Annotated in this window: 22 protein-coding genes; 12 read left to right on the forward strand and 10 right to left on the reverse strand. The window is 65.7% G+C overall.

The annotated features are described in order from the left end of the window. The first annotated feature begins 30 nt into the window (after positions 1-30). Positions 31-864, forward strand: coding sequence for a CPBP family intramembrane glutamic endopeptidase (locus tag AXZ77_RS12565; RefSeq protein ID WP_098411403.1), 834 nt, complete (start codon positions 31-33; stop codon positions 862-864). Positions 865-881: 17 nt separating this feature from the next. Here the strand turns inward: AXZ77_RS12565 and AXZ77_RS12570 are convergent, their stop codons facing one another. The 3 genes from AXZ77_RS12570 to AXZ77_RS12580 form a co-directional block, all read right to left on the reverse strand. Next, entirely contained in the window at positions 882-1,709 is an 828-nt protein-coding gene (locus AXZ77_RS12570) for a DUF6544 family protein (RefSeq protein ID WP_098411404.1), read from the reverse strand. A gap of 78 nt (positions 1,710-1,787) precedes the next feature. Further along, the gene (locus tag AXZ77_RS12575; RefSeq protein WP_098411405.1) at positions 1,788-1,991 is read right to left on the reverse strand and encodes a hypothetical protein; all 204 of its coding nucleotides are present in this window, start codon (positions 1,989-1,991) and stop codon (positions 1,788-1,790) included. 62 nt (positions 1,992-2,053) lie between these two features. Continuing rightward, positions 2,054-2,278, reverse strand: coding sequence for a DUF465 domain-containing protein (locus AXZ77_RS12580; protein ID WP_098411406.1), 225 nt, complete (start codon positions 2,276-2,278; stop codon positions 2,054-2,056). A 189-nt stretch (positions 2,279-2,467) separates the two neighbouring features. Between AXZ77_RS12580 and AXZ77_RS12585 the strand changes: the two genes are divergently transcribed. Both AXZ77_RS12585 and AXZ77_RS12590 read left to right on the forward strand, forming a co-directional pair. Then, a complete protein-coding gene (locus AXZ77_RS12585) occupies positions 2,468-3,400 on the forward strand; it encodes a hydrogen peroxide-inducible genes activator (protein ID WP_098411407.1) in 933 nt (310 codons plus the stop codon). A 227-nt stretch (positions 3,401-3,627) separates the two neighbouring features. After that, the gene (locus AXZ77_RS12590) at positions 3,628-4,380 is read left to right on the forward strand and encodes an SDR family oxidoreductase (RefSeq protein ID WP_078606190.1); all 753 of its coding nucleotides are present in this window, start codon (positions 3,628-3,630) and stop codon (positions 4,378-4,380) included. Positions 4,381-4,396: 16 nt separating this feature from the next. On the opposite strand, the gene AXZ77_RS12595 is transcribed toward AXZ77_RS12590, so the two are convergent. Together AXZ77_RS12595 and AXZ77_RS12600 are read right to left on the reverse strand one after the other, a co-directional pair. Continuing rightward, positions 4,397-5,137 (reverse strand): sulfite exporter TauE/SafE family protein, encoded by a 741-nt coding sequence (locus AXZ77_RS12595; RefSeq protein ID WP_098412544.1) that lies wholly within the window; start codon positions 5,135-5,137, stop codon positions 4,397-4,399. Positions 5,138-5,167: 30 nt separating this feature from the next. Next, positions 5,168-6,673, reverse strand: coding sequence for a PLP-dependent aminotransferase family protein (locus AXZ77_RS12600; protein ID WP_255266493.1), 1,506 nt, complete (start codon positions 6,671-6,673; stop codon positions 5,168-5,170). Between the two features lie 254 nt (positions 6,674-6,927). Between AXZ77_RS12600 and AXZ77_RS12605 the strand changes: the two genes are divergently transcribed. From AXZ77_RS12605 to AXZ77_RS12620, 4 genes are all read left to right on the forward strand, one after another. Continuing rightward, a complete protein-coding gene (locus AXZ77_RS12605; RefSeq protein ID WP_098411408.1) occupies positions 6,928-8,301 on the forward strand; it encodes an aspartate aminotransferase family protein in 1,374 nt (457 codons plus the stop codon). A gap of 93 nt (positions 8,302-8,394) precedes the next feature. Beyond that, positions 8,395-9,393, forward strand: coding sequence for a taurine ABC transporter substrate-binding protein (tauA, locus tag AXZ77_RS12610; protein WP_098411409.1), 999 nt, complete (start codon positions 8,395-8,397; stop codon positions 9,391-9,393). Between the two features lie 77 nt (positions 9,394-9,470). Continuing rightward, positions 9,471-10,256 carry a taurine ABC transporter ATP-binding protein gene (locus AXZ77_RS12615; protein WP_098411410.1) on the forward strand — a complete coding sequence of 262 codons (786 nt, stop codon included), beginning with the start codon at positions 9,471-9,473 and terminating at the stop codon, positions 10,254-10,256. Beyond that, positions 10,253-11,119 carry an ABC transporter permease subunit gene (locus tag AXZ77_RS12620; RefSeq protein WP_255266494.1) on the forward strand — a complete coding sequence of 289 codons (867 nt, stop codon included), beginning with the start codon at positions 10,253-10,255 and terminating at the stop codon, positions 11,117-11,119. The genes AXZ77_RS12615 and AXZ77_RS12620 overlap by 4 nt, the downstream gene beginning before the upstream one ends. 106 nt (positions 11,120-11,225) lie before the next feature. Here AXZ77_RS12620 and AXZ77_RS12625 read toward each other — a convergent pair whose 3' ends face one another. The 4 genes from AXZ77_RS12625 to AXZ77_RS12640 form a co-directional block, all read right to left on the reverse strand. Further along, the gene (locus AXZ77_RS12625; RefSeq protein ID WP_098411411.1) at positions 11,226-12,350 is read right to left on the reverse strand and encodes a PQQ-dependent sugar dehydrogenase; all 1,125 of its coding nucleotides are present in this window, start codon (positions 12,348-12,350) and stop codon (positions 11,226-11,228) included. 241 nt (positions 12,351-12,591) lie between these two features. Further along, entirely contained in the window at positions 12,592-13,212 is a 621-nt protein-coding gene (locus AXZ77_RS12630; protein WP_075775588.1) for a DnaJ domain-containing protein, read from the reverse strand. A gap of 277 nt (positions 13,213-13,489) precedes the next feature. Further along, positions 13,490-13,888, reverse strand: coding sequence for a DUF4177 domain-containing protein (locus AXZ77_RS12635; RefSeq protein ID WP_098411412.1), 399 nt, complete (start codon positions 13,886-13,888; stop codon positions 13,490-13,492). Positions 13,889-14,126: 238 nt separating this feature from the next. Then, positions 14,127-15,566, reverse strand: coding sequence for an IS1182-like element ISPse1 family transposase (locus AXZ77_RS12640; RefSeq protein WP_098410118.1), 1,440 nt, complete (start codon positions 15,564-15,566; stop codon positions 14,127-14,129). Positions 15,567-15,741: 175 nt separating this feature from the next. Between AXZ77_RS12640 and cobS the strand changes: the two genes are divergently transcribed. The 3 genes from cobS to AXZ77_RS12660 are packed head-to-tail and all read left to right on the forward strand — an operon-like array spanning position 15,742 to position 18,243. Further along, complete coding sequence (gene cobS, locus AXZ77_RS12645) at positions 15,742-16,713, forward strand: cobaltochelatase subunit CobS (RefSeq protein WP_078542657.1); 972 nt, start codon at positions 15,742-15,744, stop codon at positions 16,711-16,713. A 15-nt stretch (positions 16,714-16,728) separates the two neighbouring features. Continuing rightward, positions 16,729-17,553, forward strand: coding sequence for a hypothetical protein (locus AXZ77_RS19400; RefSeq protein WP_141536273.1), 825 nt, complete (start codon positions 16,729-16,731; stop codon positions 17,551-17,553). Positions 17,554-17,607: 54 nt separating this feature from the next. Then, on the forward strand, positions 17,608-18,243 hold the full coding sequence (locus AXZ77_RS12660) for a hypothetical protein (protein WP_098411415.1): 636 nt from the start codon (positions 17,608-17,610) through the stop codon (positions 18,241-18,243). Between the two features lie 105 nt (positions 18,244-18,348). On the opposite strand, the gene AXZ77_RS12665 is transcribed toward AXZ77_RS12660, so the two are convergent. Next, the gene (locus AXZ77_RS12665; RefSeq protein WP_098411416.1) at positions 18,349-18,948 is read right to left on the reverse strand and encodes an NADPH-dependent FMN reductase; all 600 of its coding nucleotides are present in this window, start codon (positions 18,946-18,948) and stop codon (positions 18,349-18,351) included. Positions 18,949-19,228: 280 nt separating this feature from the next. On the opposite strand from AXZ77_RS12665, the gene cobT reads away from it, so the two are divergent. Both cobT and AXZ77_RS12675 read left to right on the forward strand, forming a co-directional pair. Next, positions 19,229-21,106, forward strand: coding sequence for a cobaltochelatase subunit CobT (cobT, locus tag AXZ77_RS12670; protein ID WP_098411417.1), 1,878 nt, complete (start codon positions 19,229-19,231; stop codon positions 21,104-21,106). Beyond that, complete coding sequence (locus tag AXZ77_RS12675) at positions 21,106-22,905, forward strand: aminopeptidase P family protein (protein WP_098411418.1); 1,800 nt, start codon at positions 21,106-21,108, stop codon at positions 22,903-22,905. The genes cobT and AXZ77_RS12675 overlap by 1 nt, the downstream gene beginning before the upstream one ends. Positions 22,906-22,912 lie beyond the last annotated feature (7 nt).

Here is a 22,912-nt window from a genome sequence, read left to right on the forward strand (position 1 = left end):
TTCCTGACGTCACGCTCCAAGGCCAACCCAATGTCTGCTGCACGCGAACACCCGACCCCGACATCCACGGCGCGCGCCCTGCTCGCCTTTCTCGCGCTGACCTTCGCGATCACCTGGGGCGTGATCGGCAGCTACATCTTCTGGCCTGACGCCATGGCCGCGCGGTTCGGCCAGATCAGCGGCGCGCATCCGCTCTTCTTTCTGGCCACCTGGGCCCCGGCCATCGCGGCTTTCACGGTGGTGGTGGCCTCCGCCGGACTAGGCGGCTTGCGCCGGTTCCTGTCGCGGCTTCTGATCTGGCGCTGCCCCGCGCCGTGGTGGGGCTTCATCCTGCTCGTGATCCCGCTCCTCTTCATGGCGGGCTCGTTGATCAAGGGCGGGCCCCTGCTTACGCCGATGCCGCCCGAGGGCGCGGGCGCAATGGTCAGCGTGATGTTCATGATGCTGCTTCTCGGCCCGATCGAAGAGTTCGGCTGGCGCGGCGTCGCGCAACCGCTGTTGCAGCGCCATGTCGCCCCGTTCTGGGCGGGCGTGCTGATCGGCGCGATCTGGGGCGTCTGGCACCTGCCCGCCTTCTACCTCGCCGGGGTGGTCTTCGCGCAGTGGAGCTTCCTGCCCTTCTTCATCGGCAACATCACCCTCGCGGTTCTGGTCACGCCGATCTTCAACGCGGCGCGCGGCAGCCTTCTGTTGCCGATGCTGTTCCACTGGCAGCTCATCAACCCGTTCTGGCCGGATGCGCAGCCTTGGGATACCTGGATTCTGGTGGGCGTCGCTGCTGTGGTCGTCTGGTGGAAGCGTGACATGATGTTCACGCGCGAAGACGCCGTGACCGAAGTGATCCCCGGTGAAGTGCGGCCATGAGGCACGGGTAGGCGCAGTCACCTGGGAAAGCGGATCTCGGTGACATCGGCGATGTAGAACGGGAAATAGGCCTCACTCTCGAAGTCGTTCCCCGCCTCCACATGGGTCGGGAGCCGGAAGCCCTCGACCTCGCGAAACTCCGAGAGGTAGCCGCCGAAGGGCTGAAGCCGGTGGCGCTTTTGCGCGTTCGCATTGCTCCAGCGCTGGAAGCTGACCTGCTCGGGGCGGCCATCGGCGGCGACGGTGAGATCGACCGCCTGCTCCAGCCCGTCATGGCGCATCGTCATCCGGGCGATGTTTGCGGAAACCGGCTCCCACGTCACATTCGGGCCCGGCAGCACCGCGGCGGGCGTCCAGAACACCGCCTCCGCGACGTAGCGCCCGAAGGCGGAGCGTTTGTGATCCGCGCTGCCGCCGAACCGGGCCACGGGGGCGAGCCCCGCGATCCAGAACCGGGTCCATCTGGCGCTGTCGGAGCCGCTGAGACGCATCCCGCCGGACCCGCCCGACATCGCCCAGACGAAGCCTTGCGGCGCGGCGAGCACCTGCGTGGCGCGCATCGGCATGTAGCCGGGGGCGGATTTGTCGCCCATGCCGAACTGCCCCTGCATCTCCAGCCGGGCGACGGTGTAGAGCGGCGTTCCCTCCGCGATGGCGAAGGTGAAAAACCGGCGCGCGGGCTCGGGAAGATCGGCGACCATATCGGCAGAGAAGCGCGGCGGATCGGTGGGTTGGAACCCACTCAGGCGGGCCATCTCGGCCCGGTCTGCCCGCAGGTCGAGACGCCGCCTCGAGAAAAGGCCGAAAAGACCGATGGCGACGATGGCCAGAACCCAAAGAGCCATGCAGCTTCCCTACCTTTCCACGCTCAAGCGACGACGCGGCGCGCGCCGCATCCCGAGGCGGATGATAGCATAAAGCGATCAGCGCGGGGCACGCCCTCTGACGGCTGCGCCTCGGTCGCACGGCTCATCGAAGAGATCGAACCACGCCTCGGAGGCGGTCGCGCGCGGGATCGGGGCGCGCCGCGAGTGCCGTTGGCAAAGCGCCTCTTCCAGCTCGGAAATCTCCGCGCTCTTGAGAAAGCGGTACGGGAGGAACGGGTCGGTGCGGGGGCGGGACGCCATGAGAGCTCCTTTCACGAAAGGCCCCGACGCGGGCAGGCGCCGGGGACAGGGGGAATTCGGGATCAGCCGGGCAGACGCCGGCGCGCGCGCGTGCGCAGCAGCCCCTCGTAGCGGCCCAGCTCGTCCTTCAGACGCAGGCGACGGCGCTTGAGCCGTTGCAGAACACCCGTGTCGCGCCAGGCCCGTTTCTGCTCCTGCGCCACGCGCGCATCTAGGTCGCGATGCCGCGCCCGCAGGGCCGCGATACGGGCCGTGATGGCTGCATGGGTCCGATCCGAAAGGCTCATCTCTAAACTCCTGTAAAGATTGGGTTACACTCGTGCCGAGGGGGGACCCTCGCGGGGAGACGGCGGGGGGACACAATTCGCCGCCTCTGTCGTTCGCGCTCCCTCTAGGCCCCCTCGACAGATCAGAGTTGGGGTTGCGACGGGGTAAGCTCAATCCTAACTATCCTGAAGTTATGATCGGAAATTCCTATGGATAAGCCGCGCCTGCCGACCCTGCGCCAACTCGAATATTTCCGCGCCCTCGCGGATGCCGGAAACTTTCGCAAAGCGGCCGAGCGTGTCGGCGTCAGCCAGCCCTCGCTGAGCCAGCAGATCGTCAATCTCGAAGACACGCTCGGCGCGGCCCTCGTCGAACGCGGACGCAGCGGCGCGGTGCTGACCGCTGCCGGGCGCGAGGTGCGCGCGCGTATCGATGGTATTCTCGACGAGGTCGCAGCCCTTGCGGGGATTGCCGAACATACGCGGGCCGGGCTTGCCGGGACCTATCGGCTCGGGGCGTCCGCGACATTCGGGCCCTATCTCCTGCCGAGCGTGGTGCGACGGCTTCATGCCGACCACCCCGAGCTGCGGCTGTTCATCCGCGACGGGCAGCCGAGCGCCCTGCTCGACGATCTGCGCGCGGGCCAGCTCGATCTGGTTCTGACGCAGCTGCCGGTGCTCTCGTCGGATTTCACCGTCACCCGCCTGTTCCGCGAACCGCTCCAGCTTGCCGTCGCCGGGGATCATCGCCTTGCGGAGAGGACAAACGTCGAGGATGCCGATCTCGCGGGCGAGACGCTGCTCGTTCTGTCGAACGGGTTCTCGCTGCATGCCCAGCTTGTCGAGCTGGCGCGCGAGATGAAAACCACCCTGCGGCAGGATTACGAGGGCAGCAGCCTCGATGCGCTGCGCCAGATGGTTGCGATGAATATGGGCATCACGCTCCTGCCCGCGCTCTATGCCCATTCGGAGGTCGAGCAGGCCGGACGGGATATCGCCCTCGTGCCGTTCCGGCGCGGGCGGGTGATGCGCTCGATCGGGCTGGTGACCCGGCGCAGCGCGCGCATTCCGCCGGTCTTCGCCGAGGTGATCCGCGAGGTCGTGCGCACAGACTTCGCCAAGGTGCTTCATCCCGAGAGCTGATTGCCGGGGCGCGAGGGAGACGGGACGCGGTCACGCGTCCGTGAAATTGCAGTTCCGGCCCCCTGCCCTTATCGTGCCGCGGCAACCGCCAAGCAGGCGCGCAGGACTGGCTCCATGGGAAATCCCCGACTGGCCCTGTCGCACCGGCAGATCAGAGAGACAGACTGGCCGCGACCGCCGCGCCGAGACGCGCGGCCCGACAGGCAGCAAGACAGGAAGGCCCCTTCATGACCAAAACCGCCCTCATCACCGGAGCCACCGCAGGGTTCGGCGACGCCATCGCCCGCCGTTTCGCCCATGAGGGCTGGAAGGTCATCGTGACCGGGCGCCGTCAGGAACGGCTCGACGCGCTGGTCGAGGCACTCGGCGGACCGGAAGTCGCGCATCCCCTGTGCTTCGACATTCGCGACGAAGCGGCGACGCGTGCAGCGCTCGACAGCCTGCCCGAAGGCTTCGCGCAGATCGATGCACTGATCAACAATGCGGGCCTCGCGCGCGGCACCGCGCCTGCGCAGGACTGCGATCTGGATGACTGGCGCGCGATGATCGACACCAATATCACCGGGCTCGCGGTGATGACGCGGCTCACGCTGGATCGGCTGATCGCGCGCCGGGGGCTGATCGTGAACCTCGCCTCGATCGCGGCGAACTGGCCCTATCCGGGCGGCAATGTCTATGGCGGCACGAAAGCCTTCGTGCAGCAGTTCTCGCTCGGGCTGCGCTCGGACCTGTCGGGCACCGGCGTGCGCGTGACCTCGATCGAGCCGGGCCTGTCGGAGAGCGAATTCACGCTGGTGCGCACCGGTGGCGACAAGGCGGCCTATGACAAGCTCTATGCCGGGGCCGATCCGCTGCAGCCCGAGGATATCGCCGAGAGCATCTACTGGGTCGCCGCCCTGCCCGCGCATGTGAACATCAACTCGATCGAGATCATGCCGGTCAGCCAGAGCTGGGCGCCGTTCCAGATCCACCGCGACTGAAGTTACGCGGGGCCGATCACAGATAGACCGAGAGGCCCCGCCACCCTGCCAGCACCGCCGAGATCGCCATCACCGCGATCGCGATCTTGCGGTATTGCGCATGATCGAGCCGCGCGAACGCCGCCGTGCCCGCCCAGGTGCCCAGCGCCATCGGCGGCACGGAAATCGCGGTCAGCCAGAGCGCCTCCCCGTCAATCGCACCCGCGAGCCACAGCCCCGGCACCGCGATCACCGCAGCAACGAAGAAGAACAGCAGCAATGAGGCCCGCGTCTGCGCAGGCGGCGTGCCTGCGCCGAGGTAATAGACCACCGCCGGAGGTCCGGGCATCGCGGCCAGACCTGAGAACGCGCCCGAAGCCACACCCGCCAACAGCGCCAGCCCCGAATGCGGCTGCGGCGCGGCGGGCTTGTAGCGCAACAGCATCGCGAGCCCTCCCAGCACCAGCACCGCAATCGCCATCCGCGCGGCATCGGGGCTGAGCGCGCTGAGCGCCCAGATCCCGAGCGGCGTGCCGATCAGCGACCCCGCGCAGAGCCGCAGCAGCGACGGCCGATGCACCGCGCCTCGCAGCTTGACCAGATCGTGCAGGCCGACGACCACCTGCAAGAGAACCGCCATCGCGACCGCCTCCAGAGGCGGGATGAACAGCGACAGGATCGGCACGGCGGCAATCGCAAAGCCAAACCCCGCCATGCCGCGCAGCACCGCCGCATAGGCCACGGCGAGGATCACATAGAGGGTCGTGGCGTCGAACATCATCGGCTCCGTCAGGGTCTTTCCCTCGCCCTAACTCGCCGCCTGCGCGCCCGATTGGTCCAGAGCGGCATTTTCGTTGGGGCCAGAGACGCCCTCTTGCGCCAGCCGCGCCGCGATCTCGCCTAGCAGGCGCATCCCCGGCACGATGGCTTCGGTCTGGATCAGCGACAGGCCGAGCCGGAGGAAGCGCCCCGCCTGTTCGGGCGCCACGAAAGGATCGCCGTTTTCCAGCAAGATGCCCTCCGCCCCCGCCGCTGCGATCAGATCGCGCCCGTCGACGCCCTCGGGCAGTTCCAGCCAGACCGAAGAGCCCCCATGACACGGATCGGGCGCGCGGAAACCGGGCAGCAGATCGGGCAGATGCTCCATCACGCGATACCAGCGGTCGGCATGGGCCGCGCGCAGCTTGCGCAGCAGCGAGAGGTAATGGCCCTCGGCCAGAAAGATCGCGGCCGTGCGCTGGTTGTTGAGCGGCACCGAGCGATGCACCAGCCGCCGCAGCCAGCGCGCCTCTTTCACCAGCGGCTCGGGGGCCACCAGAAAGCCCAAGCGCACCCCCGGCGCGAGCGTCTTCGACAGCGTGCCGAGATAGATCACCCGCCCGTCCCGGTCGCGCGATTTCAGCGCCGGTTCGCGGGCGAAGGCGACCTCCCCTTCGTAGTCATCCTCGATGATCAGGAAATCGTCCTGCGAGGCCCGCGCGAGGATTTCGTCGCGGCGCGGCCCGGGCATCATCACCATCGAGGGGCAATGCGCGCCGGGCGTCAGCAGCGCCAGATCGAGCCCCTGCCCAGAGGCGATCCGCGCGCCTTTCTCGTCGATCGGCAGCGGCACGCTCTGCGCGCCGGACATCTCGAAAATAAAGCGCGAATCCGGGTAGCCCGGCATCTCGCAGCCCACGCGCTTGCCCGCGCCCGCCAGAAGCTGCGCGAGCAGGTAGAACCCCTCCTGCGCGCCGAGCGTGATCAGAATCTCCTCGGGCCGCGCGTAGATGCCGCGCTCGGGCAGGATGCGGGTGCGGATCTGCTCGATCAGCATCGGATCGTCGTCGACCGCGCGATCCGCCGCCCACCAGTCGAGCGAGGCCCGCCCCAGTGTATCGCGCGAGGAATTGCGCCACGCGTTGAGCGGGAACAGCCGCGGATCGACCTGCCCGAAGATGAAAGGATAGGGATAATCCTGCCAGTTCAGCGGCTTGCGGATATGGTTGAGCTGCGAGGGGGTGACGCCGATGCGCGCGTTCCAATCGACCACGGAGGCGCCTGCGACGCTCTGGCCCTTCCCCTGCCCGCGGGTGGCGACGAACAGCCCGCGGCGCGGCTGCGCCTCGAGATAGCCGCGCGCGACCAGCTCGTCATAGACGGCGGTGGCGGTGTTGCGCGCGATGCCCAGCTTCTCGGCGAGCGCGCGCGAGGACAGCACCTTCTGACCCGGCGCCATCTTGCCCGCATGAATCGCCCCGATCAGCGCCTGACGCAGCTGGCTTTGCAGCGGCTCGGGGCTGTTGCGGTCGATGGAGACGGGCAAGCGGTCCATGATCTGGCTCCTTGGAATGACCCTCGCATCTGCGCTCTGGCCCCATCGGAGAGCAAGCTCGAGCGGTCCAGATGCCGCCCGATCTTCGGCAATTGCCCATTTTCCGGTCATCTGCCCGGCTGAGGGCTTAAAACCTCTGCCCGAAATGCACCAAAGCCGAAATCTGGCCCCATCGGAATTGGCGCTCTGGCCCTCACATGCTGCACCGCGGAAAGGCTTGATGGGCGCCGAACCCAAAGGAAAGGGAAAACCCGATGGACGGTCAGTTCAACGATATCAGCGCCACGGTCGAAGCCGACCGCGCCCATGTCTGGCACCACCTGTTCCAGCACGCCGCACTGGACCACCGCGATCCGCGCATCCTTGTCGAGGGCAAGGGCATGACGGTCTGGGATCAGAATGGCCGCGACTATCTCGATGCGGTCTCGGGCGGCGTGTGGACGGTCAATGTCGGCTATGGCCGCGAGAGCATCGCCAATGCCGTGCGCGACCAGCTACTGAAGATGAACTATTTCGCGGGCTCGGCGGGCACGATCCCGGCGGCGCAATTCGCCGCCCGTCTGGTCGAGAAGACGCCGGGTCTGAGCCGCGTCTTCTTCGCCAACTCGGGCTCCGAGGCGAATGAGAAAGCCTTCAAGATGGTGCGCCAGATCGCGCATAAGCATCACGGCGGCAAGAAGTGGAAGATCCTCTACCGCGAGCGCGACTATCACGGCACCTCGCTGGGCGCGATGGCGGCCTGCGGTCAGGAACAGCGCCGCGACCAATATGGCCCCTTCCCCGACGGGTTCGTCGCCGTGCCGCATTGCCTCGAATATCGCGCGCAATGGGATGACGAAGATTACGGCGTGCGCGCCGCGAACGCGATCGAAGAGGTTATCCTGCGCGAAGGCCCCGACACTGTGGGCGCGATCTGCCTCGAGCCGATCACGGCAGGCGGCGGCGTCATCACCCCGCCCACGGGCTACTGGGAGCGCGTGCAGGAAATCTGCACCAAATACGACATCCTGATCCATATGGACGAGGTCGTCTGCGGCATGGGCCGCACCGGCGAATGGTTCGGCTACCAGCATTACGGCATCAAGCCCGATTTCGTGACCACCGCGAAGGGGCTGGCCTCGGGCTATGCCGCGATTTCGTGCCTGATCACGACCGAGGAGGTGTTCGAGAAATTCCGCTCCGATCCCGACGATCCGATGAGCTATTTCCGCGACATCTCGACCTTCGGCGGCTGCACGGCAGGCCCGGCGGCGGCGCTGGAGAACATGCGCATCATCGAGGACGAGAACCTGCTCGCGAACACCAACGCAATGGGCGACCTGCTGATGGACCGCCTGATGGAGCTGAAGGACAAGCATGCCGTCGTGGGCGATGTGCGCGGCAAGGGCCTGTTCTGCGGGCTCGAACTGGTCGCGGATCGCGCCACGAAAAAGCCGCTCGACGAGAAGCTCGTCGAAGGCGTGGTTGGTGCCTGCGACGCCGAGGGCGTGATCATCGGCAAGACCTCGCGCTCGTTCAAGGGCTTCAACAACACGCTGTGTCTGAGCCCCGCGCTGATCGTCGGCCCCTCCGAGATCGCCCGGATCACCGAGACGCTCGACCGGGCGCTGGCCAAGCTCAGCGCCTGACAGAAGATCACCGATGGCCCGGGCGGGTAACCGCCCCGGCCCCTCCCCGAAAGAGGCCGCAAACGGCCCGAAATCCAACAGACGAGGATAGACATGTTCAAGAAAACCGCCCGTTACGCGACGCTCGCGCTGATCGGCCTTCTGCCGATGGCCACGGCCGCCTCGGCCGAAACGCTGATCATCGGCAATTTCGGCACCCCGATCCCGATGATGACCAAGGTCAACACCGAGGAATATGCGAAGGCGATGGGCTACGATGTCGAGTGGCGCAAATTCGCCTCGGGCACCGATGTGATCGCGGCGATGGCTTCGGGCGACGTGAAGCTCGCGGCGCTCGGCTCCTCGCCCTTCGCGATCGCGGCCAGCCAAGGCGTTCCGATCAAGCTGTTCATGATCGGCGACGTGATCGGCCAGGCCGAGAGCCTGATCGCGCATGACGGCTCGGGCATCTCGTCGCTGGCCGACCTCAAGGGCAAGCGCGTGGCGGTGCCGGTCGGCTCGACCGCGCATTTCTCGCTGACCGGCGCGCTCAAGCATGAGGGCATCTCGGAAAGCGACCTGACCATCCTGTCGATGTCGCCCGACCAGATCGCCGCCGCGTGGGAGCAGAACGCCATCGAAGCCGCCTGGATCTGGGATCCGGTGCAGTCGCAGCTGCTGAAATCGGGCACCCGCATCATGGGCGCGGACGAGACCGCGAAATGGGGCTACCCGACCTTTGACGGCTGGGTCGTCAACAGCCAGTGGGCCGAGGAACACCCCGAAGCCGTCGCAGGCTTCGTGAAGGTCACCGCCGAGGCCGACGCTTCTTACATCGACAACAAGGACGCCTGGACCGCCGATAGCGACGAGGTGAAAGAAATCGCCACGAATACCGGTGCGGACGCCGCACAGGTGCCGGGCATCCTCGGCGGCTACACCTTCCTCAAGCCCGCCGATCAGGTCAGCGCAGACTGGCTGGGTGGTGCGATGGCCCCTGCGATCAAATCGACCGCCGAATTCCTGAAGGAAGCGGGCCGGATCGACTCCGTCGCGGATGACTACTCGCAGTTCATCACGCTCAAGCCGCTGCAAGACGCGATGGGCGAGTAAGACACGCCCCAGCGCCCGGCCGGACCTCTGGCCGGGCGTTTCCCATTCCCCAGCACCGCCCCGGAAAGGAAGCCCAGATGCTTGAAATCCGCCGCGCCTCCGTACTCTACCCCGCCCGTGACAAATCCGAGCCGGTCGAAGCGCTTCGCAATGTCGAACTGACCATCGAGCCGGGCGAATTCGTGGTCGCCCTCGGTGCCTCGGGTTGCGGGAAATCGACGCTCCTGAACCTGATCGCGGGGTTCCTCGCGCCCAGTTCGGGCCAGATCAAACTCGACGGCGCCCCCGTCACCGGCCCCGGTCAAGACCGCGCCGTGGTGTTCCAGAAACACGCTCTGATGCCGTGGATGAACGTGCTCGACAACCTCGCCTTCGGGCTGAAGCTGCAAGGCGTCGCCAAGGCCGAACGCTACAAGGTCGCCCGCGAATTCCTGACCGTGCTGGGCCTCGAGGGGTTCGAGGACAGCCCCGTCTACATGCTCTCGGGCGGGATGCAGCAGCGCGTGGGCATCGGCCGGGCGCTGACCGCCGATCCGCGCATCCTGCTGATGGACGAACCGCTCGGCGCGCTCGACGCGCTGACCCGCGAACGTGCGCAGGAACTGATCCTGAAAATCTGGGAACGGCAGGGCAAGTCGGTCTTCCTGATCACCCACTCGGTCGAAGAGGCGCTTTTCATGGGCTCCAAGCTGATCGTGATGTCGCCCCGTCCGGGCCGGATCACACATCGCTTCGACCTGCCCTTCTCGCGCCGTTTCCTCGCAGGCGAAAGCGCCCGCGACGTGAAGGCATCCCCCGAATTCATCGCGATGCGCGAGACCATTCTCGGCATCATCTTCGCAGACGAGGAGAAGGCCGCATGACCATGGATGTCCAAGATGACAGCCGCCCCGCCCCGATGATCAAACGCATTTTCCGCCAAGCGCCCACCAAGCCCGGCCAGACCTATGGCGTGCCGGGCGAAGGCAACACGATCAAGATCTCGGTCGTGGCCGTTCTGGTGGTGCTGGGCCTGTGGCAGATCGTGACGGCCTCGGGTCTGATCGCGCCGCTATTCCTGCCCTCGCCCGTGGCCGTCGTGCAAAAGCTCTTCGGGCTTTTGTCGACCGGCTTCACCGGCGTGCCGCTGTGGGAGCATATCCTCGTCTCCGCAGGCCGTGTCTTCGCCGCCTTCGCGCTGGCCTGTATCGTCGGCATCCCACTGGGCCTCGCGATGGGGATGAGCCCGGTGATGCGCGGGCTGTTCGATCCCTTCCTCGAGTTCTACCGCCCGATCCCGCCGCTGGCTTATCTGCCGCTGATGATCATCTGGTTCGGCATCGGCGAGACGTCGAAAGTGCTGCTGATCTTCCTGTCGGTGCTGGCCCCGGTGGCGCTTGGCGCGCGCGCAGGCGTCCGCTCGGTCGCGATCGAGCAGATCCACGCCGCCTATTCGCTCGGCGCGAGCCGCGCGCAGGTGCTGCGCGAGGTGGTGCTGCCCTCGGCGCTGCCGGAAATCCTGACCGCGATGCGCATCGGCGTGGGCTTCGGCTGGACGACGCTGGTCGCCGCCGAAATGGTCGCGGCGACGATGGGGCTGGGCTACATGGTCCTCTCCGCGAGCCAGTTCCTGCAGACCTCGACCGTGCTGGTGGGCATCTTCCTGATCGGCGGCATCGCATGGTGCTTCGATCTGGCGATGCGCTGGGTGGAGAAGAAGGTCGTGCCGTGGAAGGGCCGGATGTAGGCCCGCAATGCGAAAGGCCGGGCATGATCCGCCCGGCCTTTGTCCAAGGCGGCGGCGCTGCGCTCAGAGGCGCGCGCCGCCGCTTTCATTTACGCACTCGGGAAGATCACTTCGGCACCAGCTGATAGAGCGCGCCGTCGCCCGCATCCTCGATGATCCAGACCTCGCCCTTGGGGCCCACGGCCACGTCGCGCACCCGCATCTGCAAATCCCAGCGCGCGATCTGATCCGAGCCGTCGCCCGCGATCAGCGCAAGCCCGTTGCCCGCAAGCCCGCCGATCAGCATATCGCCCTGCCAGTCGGGGAAGTCGCGCCCCTCATAGACCGCAAGCCCCGCGGGCGCGATCACCGGCGTCCACCAGAGCTTCGGCGCGGCGAAGTCGGGCCGTGTGTCGTGATCGGGGATCGACAGGCCGGAATAGTGCCGCCCGTTCGAGACCGCGTTCCAGCCGTAATTCTTCCCCTTCTCGATCAGGTTCAGTTCGTCGCCACCGCGCGGCCCCATCTCATGCTCCCAGAGCTTGCCCTCGGGCGTAAAGGCGAGGCCGTATTGGTTGCGGTGCCCCTCGGACCAGGTCTCGGCGCGCACCCCGCCCGCCCCTTCATGGGGATTGCCGGGCGCGGGCTGCCCGTCGCGGGTCAGGCGCAGGAGCTTTCCGCGCGGATTGTCGGGGTCCTGTGCGGTGTCGGGCTGCATCCGGTCGCCCACCGTGAGGTAGAGCATCCCGTCCGGCCCGAACGCCACGATCCCGCCGGGCTGACCACGGCCGCCCGGCGTCTGCTGCCAGATCGTTTTCAACTGCGTCAGCTGGCTGCCGTCGAGCAGCCCGCGCGCCAGATGCAGCGCGTTATCCGGCGCGACATAGGTGATATAGACCTCGCGCGTCTTCGGGAAATCGGGCGGCACCGCGACGTCGAGCAGCCCGTTCTGACCGCGATATTGCACCTCGGGCAGCCCGCTGATCGCCTGCGCCCCGCCGCCCGTGACATGCCACATCTTGCCCGCCTTGCCGGTCACCAGAACCGAACTGTCGGGCAAGGGCGCAATGGCCCAGGGGTTTTCCAGCTGCGCTATCGGCTTGAGCACGAAAGGCAAATCGCGGCTCGCGGGTTTCTCGCCGACGTTCTGCGCGGCGGCAGGCGTGGCGAGCGGCGCGAGGCCGAGGCTCGAGAGAACGGGGATCGTCAGGGCGAGCGCCAGAGCGGCGCGCAGGCTCGGGAACGGGTTCATGAAGCACCTCCTCCCCTAGAGATGGGGCGGGGGCGCAGGATGGGAAGGGGTGTGAGGGGCGCGGCCCCTCTGCCTGCGGCATTCACCCCGGGATATTTTAGAAGAGCGAAGACATGTAAAAAGGCGTCTTCGCTCTTGCGCAAATATCCCGGGGGACGCGCGTTAGCGCGGGGGGCAGAGCCCCCACTTCCTTAAGACAAGATTTGCCGCCCTCCGGCGACGGGGGGCAGAGCCCCTACCGTCACTTGAAGTTGCGGCTGTCTTTCAGTTGATCCCAAGCCCAGACGACCTCTTGCAGCATCTCTTCTTGAGAGCGGTCGCCGCCGTTCATATCCGGGTGCAGCACCTTGATCAGCGCCTTGTAGCACTTGCGGATCTCGGCCTTGCTCATCGAATCCTTCGCCTCAAGAATGTCGAGCGCGCGGCGTTCGGTCGGCGGCAGCTTGCGCCCCATCGTCCGGCCCGGGTTCTTCGTGGCGTTGTCGCCGAGGATCTCATGCGGGTCCGAGATGCCGTGACGCGCCCAGCCGGCCTCTTCCTTGGCCTTACTGAAGGGCTTCGTGGGGCGTTCCCAGACGGTCGCATTGTCGAGGAAGGCCTGGAATTCCTCCTCGGACTGACCCTGGAAGTAATTCCAGTTCAGATTGTACTCGCGGACGTGGTCCTTGCAGAACCAGTAGTAGTCATCGAGGATCTTCGGGCTTTTCGGCGCGCGGTACTTGCCCGGCTCGTTGCAGCCTTCCTTGTCGCAGATCCGGGTCGAGGTCTCGAACGCCCCCGACATGCCGCGCCTGCCACGCGAGCGGCGTTTCTTGTCCGCCGCGGCCGAAATGTTGAAGCCGAAAGGATCGCTGTTGCTCATGCTTGCCTCTTGCCTGCTGCCCGAACGCCACTTCGGGGCGGCGTTTGAGGCCTGCCTCCGAGTCGGGTCACGCAGTCTACTGGAAATGACGGATGTTGAAAGGGGGTCGGGCGGAAATGGGGCCGCTATTTGCTGGGATCAAGGGGCGGCGCGGGCCGCCGCTACGGCAACGCAACCGGCGCGCCGACATGGGGCGCGCGGCAGGTTTTGGACCTCGCGGCTCAGGGCGCGCGGCCCCGGTTTCGGGACGCCGACTTCGCAACGCCCCTGCCCCGCGTCAGTCTTCGTCTTTGGAAGTTCCGTCGCGATTGGCGCGCAGTTTCGGCGCGCGGCCTTCCGGCGCATCGGCGAGAAGCGCGCGGCGCTTGGCCTCGGGCGCATCCTCGTCATTGGCCGCATCCTCGGGATCGGGATGCGCACCGACCGCGCGCGCCGGATCGGCGCTGGTGGGACGACGGAAGACGAGCAGATTGTGATAGACCGTGGATTTGCCGGTCAGGCCGGTGCGCTCTTCCGCGGGCAGGGTCTCTGCGCGCAGGTATTCCCAGCCACGCGTGGCCATCTCGTTCATCACGCCCGAGAGCGCATGGGCGAAGCGGTCCGCGCCGGTTTTGAGGCCGCGCTCCTTGTCGCCGCGCGCGGGTGCCGGGATGACCTTGTATTCGTAATGCTGCATGATGCACCTCAAGCTTTCGCGTCTTTCTAGCGGAAGGCGGGAAAGGGTCAACTCAAAGGACCGCGCGGCGGCGGGAACGGGCCGAGGCTGTGTGGAAACCCGTCGACGAGGGCTTTCTGATGCAAGTTTTCCGCACGGCTCGTTTTTCGCGGCCTTCGACCATTCCTTCGCGCGCATCGCGGCCTGGTGAGCCCTTGCTGGGCAGAGCATGACGACTGAGCCCGGGGCGGCTGCCCGATCAGGCCGGAATGGCCTGCATCAGGCGCCGGAGGCCAATCAGCGCGATCACTCGCTTGATATTATAGGCCAAAACATTGAGCGCCATTTCGGTGCTGACATTCTTCAGCCTCCGCGTCAGGAAATGGGTGTGCCCCATCCAAGCCTTGATCGTGCCGAACGGGTGTTCGACCGTGCAGCGGCGCAGGGTCATCGGGTCCGCGTCCCCGCTCAGCCTTTCGCGCATCGCATCGACCAGATGCTCATGCTCCCATCGCGTGATCCGGCGTTCCTTACCACTGGTGCAGCGGTGCCGGACCGGACAATGCTGACAGGCATTGGTCCAGTAGCGACCGACCTGCAGCCCGTCTTCCTCGCGCGTGTAGCGGTAGGTCAACTCTTCACCCGCGGGGCAGGTATAGACATCGCGTGCCGGGTCATAGGCAAAATCGGCCTTCACATACATACCTTTGGCCCGGTTGCCCGAGGTTTCCGGGCGCGACACGGTCGTGGTGATCCCCGCTTGATGGCAAGCCAGGATTTGAGCCCCACTGAAATATCCCTTGTCGGCGACGGCGTGCAGGTCGTCGCGCCGCAGGGCTTCCTTGGCGGCGGTCGCCATTGGGCTGAGCTGGTCTCGATCGAAACCTTGATTGGTAACGTCGTGCACCACGACCAGATGCGTCTCGGTATCGACCGCTGTCTGCACATTGTAGCCGACCATGCCGCTGTGCCGGGCGCTGGTCGACATGGCGCGGGCATCGGGATCGGTCAGCGATATCTGCCCGTCGGGCGCATCGGCCAAAGCCTTCTCCATTGACTTCAGCCGCGCGATCTCCTGCCGGATGCGGCCATAGCGACGGGCGAGATGGGCAACCTTTTCGGCCCGGGCCTTACCCTCCTCCTGACGGTCTATGCGCACCATCTCATCGATGTAGCGCTCAACATCGCGCTCGAGATGTGCCAGACGGCTGGCGATCTTGTTCTTCGTGAAGTTGTGGTCGCGGTTATTCACTGCCTTGAACTTGCTGCCGTCGATGGCAACGCAATCCCCCTTCAGCACGCCAATCCGGCGGCATAGTTCCACAAACTGTGCGCAGGTCCTGCGGATGGCCGGGCCATTGTCCCGCCGGAAGTCGGAGATGGTCTTGTGGTCGGGCACCAGGCGACCGGTTAGCCACATCAGCTCGACATTGCGACCGGCTTCGCGTTCCAGGCGGCGGCTGGACGGGATCCGGTTCAGGTAGCCATAGATGAAGAGCTTCAGGAGGACGGATGGATGGTAGCCCGGGCGACCGGTTCGAGCAGGCACACAGCGTCCGAACCCGAGCGCGAGAAGATCGAGCTCATCGACGAAGAGGTCGACGACACGGACCAGATGATCCTCCCCAATCCAATCTTCGAGACGCTCGGGGAAAAGCGTGGCTTGCTCCCGGTCGATGCCATCAATGAAACCCGCCATCCGTGCCTCCCGCTGCCTTGCGGAAATATACCATGGACTTCAGTTTCCACACAGCCTCGGCCGATAGCGGCCTCGCGCCTCACGCGTCATCGCCCGCGCGATACACGCCTTCGCCCCCTTGCACGCCCGCGCGCGATGGTTCACAAATCGACCCAACCACGAAAGGACGTCCGCGATGCTCGACCAGACCGCCAAGCCCACCGAAGAAATCGACCTGCGCGAGGTGTTCGGCCTCGATTCCGACATGAAGGTCAAAGGGTTTGCAGAGCGCACCGACCGCGTGCCGGAGATCGATAGCACCTACAAGTTCGATCCCGACACCACGATGGCGATCCTCGCAGGCTTTGCCTATAACCGCCGTGTGATGATCCAAGGCTATCACGGCACCGGTAAATCGACGCATATCGAGCAAGTCGCCGCCCGCCTGAACTGGCCCTGCGTGCGCGTCAACCTCGACAGCCACGTGAGCCGGATCGACCTGATCGGCAAGGATGCGATCAAGCTGGTCGACGGCAAGCAGGTCACCGTGTTCCACGAGGGGATCCTGCCCTGGGCGCTGCGCAACCCGACCGCGATCGTCTTCGACGAATACGATGCGGGCCGCGCCGACGTGATGTTCGTGATCCAGCGCGTGCTGGAAGCCGACGGCAAGCTGACGCTGCTCGACCAGAACGAAGTCATCACGCCGAACCCCTATTTCCGCCTGTTCGCGACCTCGAACACGGTGGGCCTGGGCGACACGACCGGCCTCTACCACGGCACCCAGCAGATCAACCAAGGTCAGATGGACCGCTGGTCGCTGGTCTCGACGCTGAACTATCTCAGCCATGACGCCGAGGTCGCGATCGTTCTGTCGAAGAACCCGCAATACAACACCGAGGCCGGGCGCAAGACGATCAGCCAGATGGTGACCGTGGCCGATCTCAGCCGGACCGCCTTCATGAATGGCGATCTCTCGACGGTGATGTCGCCGCGCACGGTGATCGCCTGGGCGCAGAACGCGCGCATCTTCGGCAATATCGGCTATGCGTTCCGCCTGAGCTTCCTCAACAAATGCGACGAGCTGGAGCGCCAGACCGTGGCCGAGTTCTACCAGCGCCTCTTCGACGAGGAACTGCCGGAATCGGCGGCGGCCATCGCGAGTTAATCGGATAAGGGAATAATGGGCGGCCTTCTTAAAAAAGCATTCCGCCGACAATCGGAAAAGAGCTTATATAAGTTTCCGGAGGTCGCCCCCACTTTCCAAATCTCGGCTCCGAAACCCCGTCTTGTCTCCTTTGCAGACGGGAAGTTCACGAAGCGCAAAGGCCAATTTTATAACGAAGCGCGCCAGAGTGATTTTTTCTCTGACGTAGATATTTATTCTTTTGCATCCCTGCCTCACGATTTCCGCGCAAAGCATGGCGCTTACATGCATGAAACGCCGCGTGGCTTCGGATACTGGGTCTGGAAACCCATCGTCATACTCGAAACTCTGAAACGAGCCGAACCGGGCGAATGCGTTGTCTATCTCGACGCAGGTTTTACTCTCAACCCCAACGGCGGACGTCGTTTCCAGGAATATCTTGAAATCGCGCAGTCCCACCCAAGCGGGATGCTTTCCTTCGTTCACCCCCTTACGGAATCTCATTGGACGAAAGCCGATCTGTTTGCGCGCCTCGGATTGTCCCTCGCCTCCGTCGAAGCGAAGACCAGCCAATGCGGCTCTGGCTTCCTCGTCTTGCTGAATACCGCGAAAAACCGCGAATTCCTGGAGGAATGGGCTGATATTGCCACGAGCGAAGGTTATCATTTCTCCGACGACACGCCTTCACGGGCAGAGAACCACCCGGATTTCAAAGAGCACCGGCATGATCAAAGCATTGCCAGCTTGCTTCATAAACTGAATGGAACCGCGGTCACCTATTTCGAGAGTGATCATTTTTCCGGCCCTACACTCGATCTCAACCCCTCCGTGCCCGCATGGGCCACCCGCCGCAGAGGCTGACTTTTTGTGTACTGTCGAACGAGGCAAAAAAGCCGAAGGAGAGGAACGCGCCCGATGAAAGCACAAACGACAACAAACGGTACAAGCCTGCTTCCTCGCCTCGTGATCCCGCGCCTCGCGATCCGGGGCGCGCTTCTCGCGGCGTTGCTGCCCTTCGCGGCGGCAGCTCAGGAGGCGCCCAAGGATGGCGAGATTTTCGCGGCGCTCACCGGCGACTGGAACGGCGACGGCACGCAGGATGCGGCGATGCTGGTGCAGAACGGCGCGGATGCGGCCGATCTGGTGATCTATCTCGGTGACCCGACCTTCGGGCTGAAACGCGAGATGACGGTCAAACGGGTGGTCTTTTCGGGCCAGATGGGCGGGCAGACGCCCGCGCTCGAGCCGCTTTCCGACAGCGCGTTCAAGCTGCATTCCGAACAGATCGGGATCGGGCGCACCCCGTGGGAAAGCGCCTATTCCATTGCGTGGCGCAATGGCGGCTTCGTCGTCTCGGGCTACAGCTACCGCTATTACGACCGGATCGATCCCGAGGATACCGGCACCTGCGACGTGAACCTGCTCAATGGCGATTACGTCATGACGCGGCGTGGCCAGACCGCGAAGGGCTCGCAGGATCGCCGGGCCTTCCCGCTGAGCACGTTGCACGCGGACTGGATGCCGATGATCTGCACTGGGCTTTTCCAGTAATCGCAGCCCCCCTGAGGCGCATAAAAGAGGCGCGCATAAAAACGCCCGGCGCGGGGGCCGGGCAAACTCGTTACTCTACTACTACGTGTGGCAGATCCGTTTGGATCACGCGGCCTGACGATTTTCTGTCTCGCCCTTGGCCAGCTTCGCCGCCTGTCCCCAGAACGCCATGTCGTCGAGCAGCGTTGTCGCCGGACCGTCCAGGTGATCGCCCAGCTCCGCGATCGGCGTGCCTTGCGCGGCCTTAACGAAATCCGCACCGCCGATGCTGACCGCGCCTGCGACCGGGACCATGCCGAAATTGATCGCGACGAGCCGCAGATGCTCGACCGCGCGGGCAGCGCCCACGCCGCCATAGCCGACGGTGCCCAGCGGCTTGCGACGCCAGCCCTCGAACGCATAGTCGAAGGCGTTCTTGATCGTGGCGGGGATCGAGTGGTTATACTCCGCCGTCACTACGATGAATCCATCGAATTCCTTGAGCTTTTCGCCCCAGGCCTGCGCCTTCTCGCTGGTCACGGGTTTTGCTGCGGGCGGCGCCGCCTCGTCGAAGAAGGGCAGCGCGGCTTCGCGCAGATCCAGAACCTGGTAGCGCATGTCGTCGCGCGCATCGATCTTGGTCTCGAACCATTCGAGTGCGCGGTCAGCGAAGCGCCCTTCGCGCGTCGTGCCGACGATCAGGCCGATGTTCAAAGTCTCGCTCATGTCGAACTCCTTTCCGGTATGTCGTCCGGTGTGTTGCACGGGGCCCTCGATTGGGGAAGTCGGGCCACAGGGGGAGGCGTGCGTCTCGTGTTCAACTCTACGTAAGCTATGTTCCGGCCCATCCAACCCGCCCTTTATGTGCACAGGTGAACGGCTGCCGCGCGCCAGCAGCGGGAACTTTCCCGCCCTCGCCGCCCCGCGCAAACCGGGCCGATCTGCCGCGCGCGTCTCACGCGATCGGCTCTTGCGGGCGGACGCGCGCGATGCTTTATCTGAGGCTATGAGCAAGCCCTCCGACAACCCCGCGGATCCCTTCAAAAAGGCGCTGGCCGAGGCCACCAAGACGATGGCCGACGCGCCCGATATGACGGTGAGCTATTCGGTCGACCCTGCCGGGATGACCGCCGACACGATGCGCCTGCCGCAGGTCTCGCGCCGGATGACGCGCGACGAGGTTCTGCTCGCGCGCGGCACGGCCGATGCGATGGCGATGCGCCGCCGCCACCACGATGCCGCGATCGACAGCCGCTATGCGCCCTCGGGCGATCTGGCGAGCGCGATCTACGAGGCGATGGAGACCGCGCGCTGCGAAGCCTTGGGCGCGCGCGACATGCCCGGCACGCTGTCGAATATCGACGCCAAGATCGCCCATGAGGCCGAGCGCAAGGGCTACGCCCAGATCCGCGCCCCCGAAGAGGCGCCGCTCTCGGTCGCCGCGGGCTATTTCGTGCGCGAACTGGCGACGGGCCGGAAACTGCCGCCCGGCGCAGATAACGTGCTCGACCTGTGGCGCCCCTTCATCGAGCAATCGGCAGGCGACGATCTGGAGAACGTCAACCACGTCCTCGCCGATCAGGCCGCCTTCGCGCGCCTCACCCGCAAGGTGATCGCCGACCTCGGCTATGCCGATCAGTTGGGCGACGATCCCGACGAGGATATGGGCGACGAGTCCGAGGACGAGCAGGAAGAGAACGCCGACGAGGAACAGGGCGAAGAGCAGGCCCGCGACGAGCAGGAGGACGACGAGGCCGAGGCCACGCCGGAATCCAGCCAGGAAGCGCAGGACGACCAGACCCAGACCTCCGTCAGTTCCGACGATCTCGCCGATCAGGAAATGAGCGACGAGATGGACATGCCGCAGGCCGATGCGCCGCTGGAGCCGCCGCCGCCCCCGCCGCATTCGCAGGCCGATCCGAATTACGCCGTCTACACGACCGAATTCGACGAGGAGATCGCCGCCGAGGACCTGGCCGAACCGGCCGAGCTGGAGCGTCTGCGCCTCTATCTCGATCAGCAGCTCGACCCGCTGAAAGGCGCGGTCTCGCGGCTCGCCAACAAGCTGCAGCGCCGCCTGCAGGCACAGCAGAACCGGTCGTGGGAATTCGACCGCGAGGAAGGGATGCTCGATGCGGGCCGCCTCGCCCGTGTCGTCGCGAACCCGACGACGCCGCTCAGCTTCAAGGTCGAGAAGGATACCGAATTCCGCGACACGGTGGTGACGCTGCTGCTGGACAATTCCGGCTCGATGCGCGGCCGCCCGATCTCGATCGCGGCGATCTGCGCCGACGTGCTCGCCCGCACGCTGGAGCGCTGCGACGTGAAGGTCGAAATCCTCGGCTTCACCACCCGCGCCTGGAAAGGCGGGCAATCGCGCGAGAAATGGCTCGCCGATGGCCGCCCGCAAAGCCCCGGTCGCCTCAACGACCTGCGCCACATCATCTACAAACGCGCCGACGCTCCGATGCGCCGCACGCGGGCCAACCTGGGCCTGATGATGAAGGAAGGTCTGCTGAAGGAGAATATCGACGGCGAGGCGCTGGAATGGGCGCATCGCCGGATGCTCGCCCGCACCGAGCAGCGCAAGATCCTGATGGTGATCTCGGACGGTGCACCGGTGGACGACTCGACGCTGTCGGTGAACCCCGCGATCTATCTGGAGAAACACCTGCGCGACGTGATCGCGATGGTGGAGCGCCGCCGCGCGGTGGAGCTGATCGCCATCGGCATCGGCCATGACGTTACGCGCTATTACCAGCACGCGGTGACGATCACCGATGTGGAGCAACTGGCGGGCGCCATGACCGAACAGCTCGCCTCCCTCTTCGACAGCGATCCGCGGGCGCGCGCCCGCTTCCTCGGGATCAAGAAGGCTATCTGATGTTTCAGGATTTCTCGGTGCAATCGCGCCCCGAACTGGGCCCGCCCCGGCTGGCGGCGCTGCGCGAAGCCATGTCCGCAGCCGGGCTCGACGGCTTCATCATCCCGCGCGCCGATGCGCATCAGGGCGAATATGTCGCCGCGTGCGATGCGCGGCTGGGCTGGCTGACGGGCTTCACCGGATCGGCAGGCTTCTGCATCGCCCTGCCCGAGATCGCGGGCGTCTTCGTCGATGGGCGTTACCGGGTGCAGGTGCGCGCCGAGGTCTCGCTCGACCATTTCACGCCGGTGAACTGGCCCGAGATGAAACCGGCCGAGTGGTTGACGGAAAACGCCCATGCAGGCGCCCAGATCGGCTTCGACCCGTGGCTGCACACGAAATCCGAAATCGCGAAAATCCGCGAGGGGCTGGACGGCACCGGCATCGCGCTGATCGAGAGCGAGAACCTCGTGGACCGCGTCTGGGACGACCGCCCTGCCCCGCCCGCCGAACCGGCCCGCATTCACCCGCCGGAATTCGCAGGCGAGACCGCGGCGGAGAAACGCGCCCGTCTGGCAAAGGCGCTGCGCGACGACGATATCGCCGCCGCCGTGCTCACCCTGCCGGATTCGATCTGCTGGCTGCTGAACATCCGCGGCGCGGACATCCCCCGCAACCCGGTGGTGCAATCCTTCGCGGTGCTCTTCGACGATGGCGCGGTGAAGCTCTTTGCCGAGGACGCGAAATTCGACGCCGATCTGCGCGCCCATCTGGGCGACGGGGTCTCGATCCTGCCACCCGGCAGCCTGACCGCCGCACTCGAAGCGATCGAAGGCCCGGTGCTGGTCGATCCCGACTCTGCACCAGTCGCCATCTCGCTGCTGCTGGCCGATCACGACACCAAGATCGTTGAGGCGCGCGATCCCTGCATCCTGCCGAAAGCGCGCAAGAACGCTGCCGAAGTCGCAGGCATGGAGGCCGCCCATCTGCGCGACGCCGCGGCGATGGTCGAGTTCCTGAGCTGGCTCGATGCGGAGGCCCCGAAAGGCGAGCTGACCGAGATCGACGTGGTCACCGCGCTCGAAGGCTTCCGCCGCGATACCAACGCGCTGATCGACATCTCGTTTGACACGATCTGCGGCGCGGGCGGCAATGGCGCGATCGTCCACTACCGCGTGAACGAGGACACCAACCGGCCCGTGAAACCGGGCGAGTTGCTGCTGGTGGACTCGGGCGGGCAATATGTCGACGGCACGACCGACATCACCCGCACCGTGCCCGTGGGCGATGTGCCGCAAGACGCCAAACGCCCCTTCACCCGCGTGTTGCAGGGCATGATCGCGCTGTCGCGCACGCGCTTCCCGCGCAGCGTGGCAGGGGCCCATCTCGATGCGCTCGCCCGTGCGCCCCTTTGGGCCGAGGGCTGGGATTACGACCACGGCACCGGCCATGGCGTCGGCGCTGCGCTCTGCGTGCACGAAGGCCCCGCGCGGATTTCCCGCGTCTCGACCCTGCCGCTCGAACCCGGAATGATCCTGTCGAACGAGCCGGGCTATTACCGCGAGGGCGAATTCGGCATCCGGATCGAGAACCTGATCCTGACCGAAGAGGCCGAGGCCAAGGGCGACAATCGCGACCAGCTCTCCTTCTCGACGCTGACCTGGGTGCCGATCGACCGCCGCCTGATCGACGTTGATCTGCTTGGCCCCGAGGAGCGCGACTGGCTCAATGCCTATCACGCCGAGGTGCTGGAGCGGATCGCGCCGAAGGTCAGCGAGCGCGCCAAGACCTGGCTGCAAACCGCCTGCGCGCCGCTCTGAGGCGGCG

The organism is Thioclava sp. ES.031 (assembly GCF_002563775.1).
Classification (GTDB): domain Bacteria; phylum Pseudomonadota; class Alphaproteobacteria; order Rhodobacterales; family Rhodobacteraceae; genus Thioclava.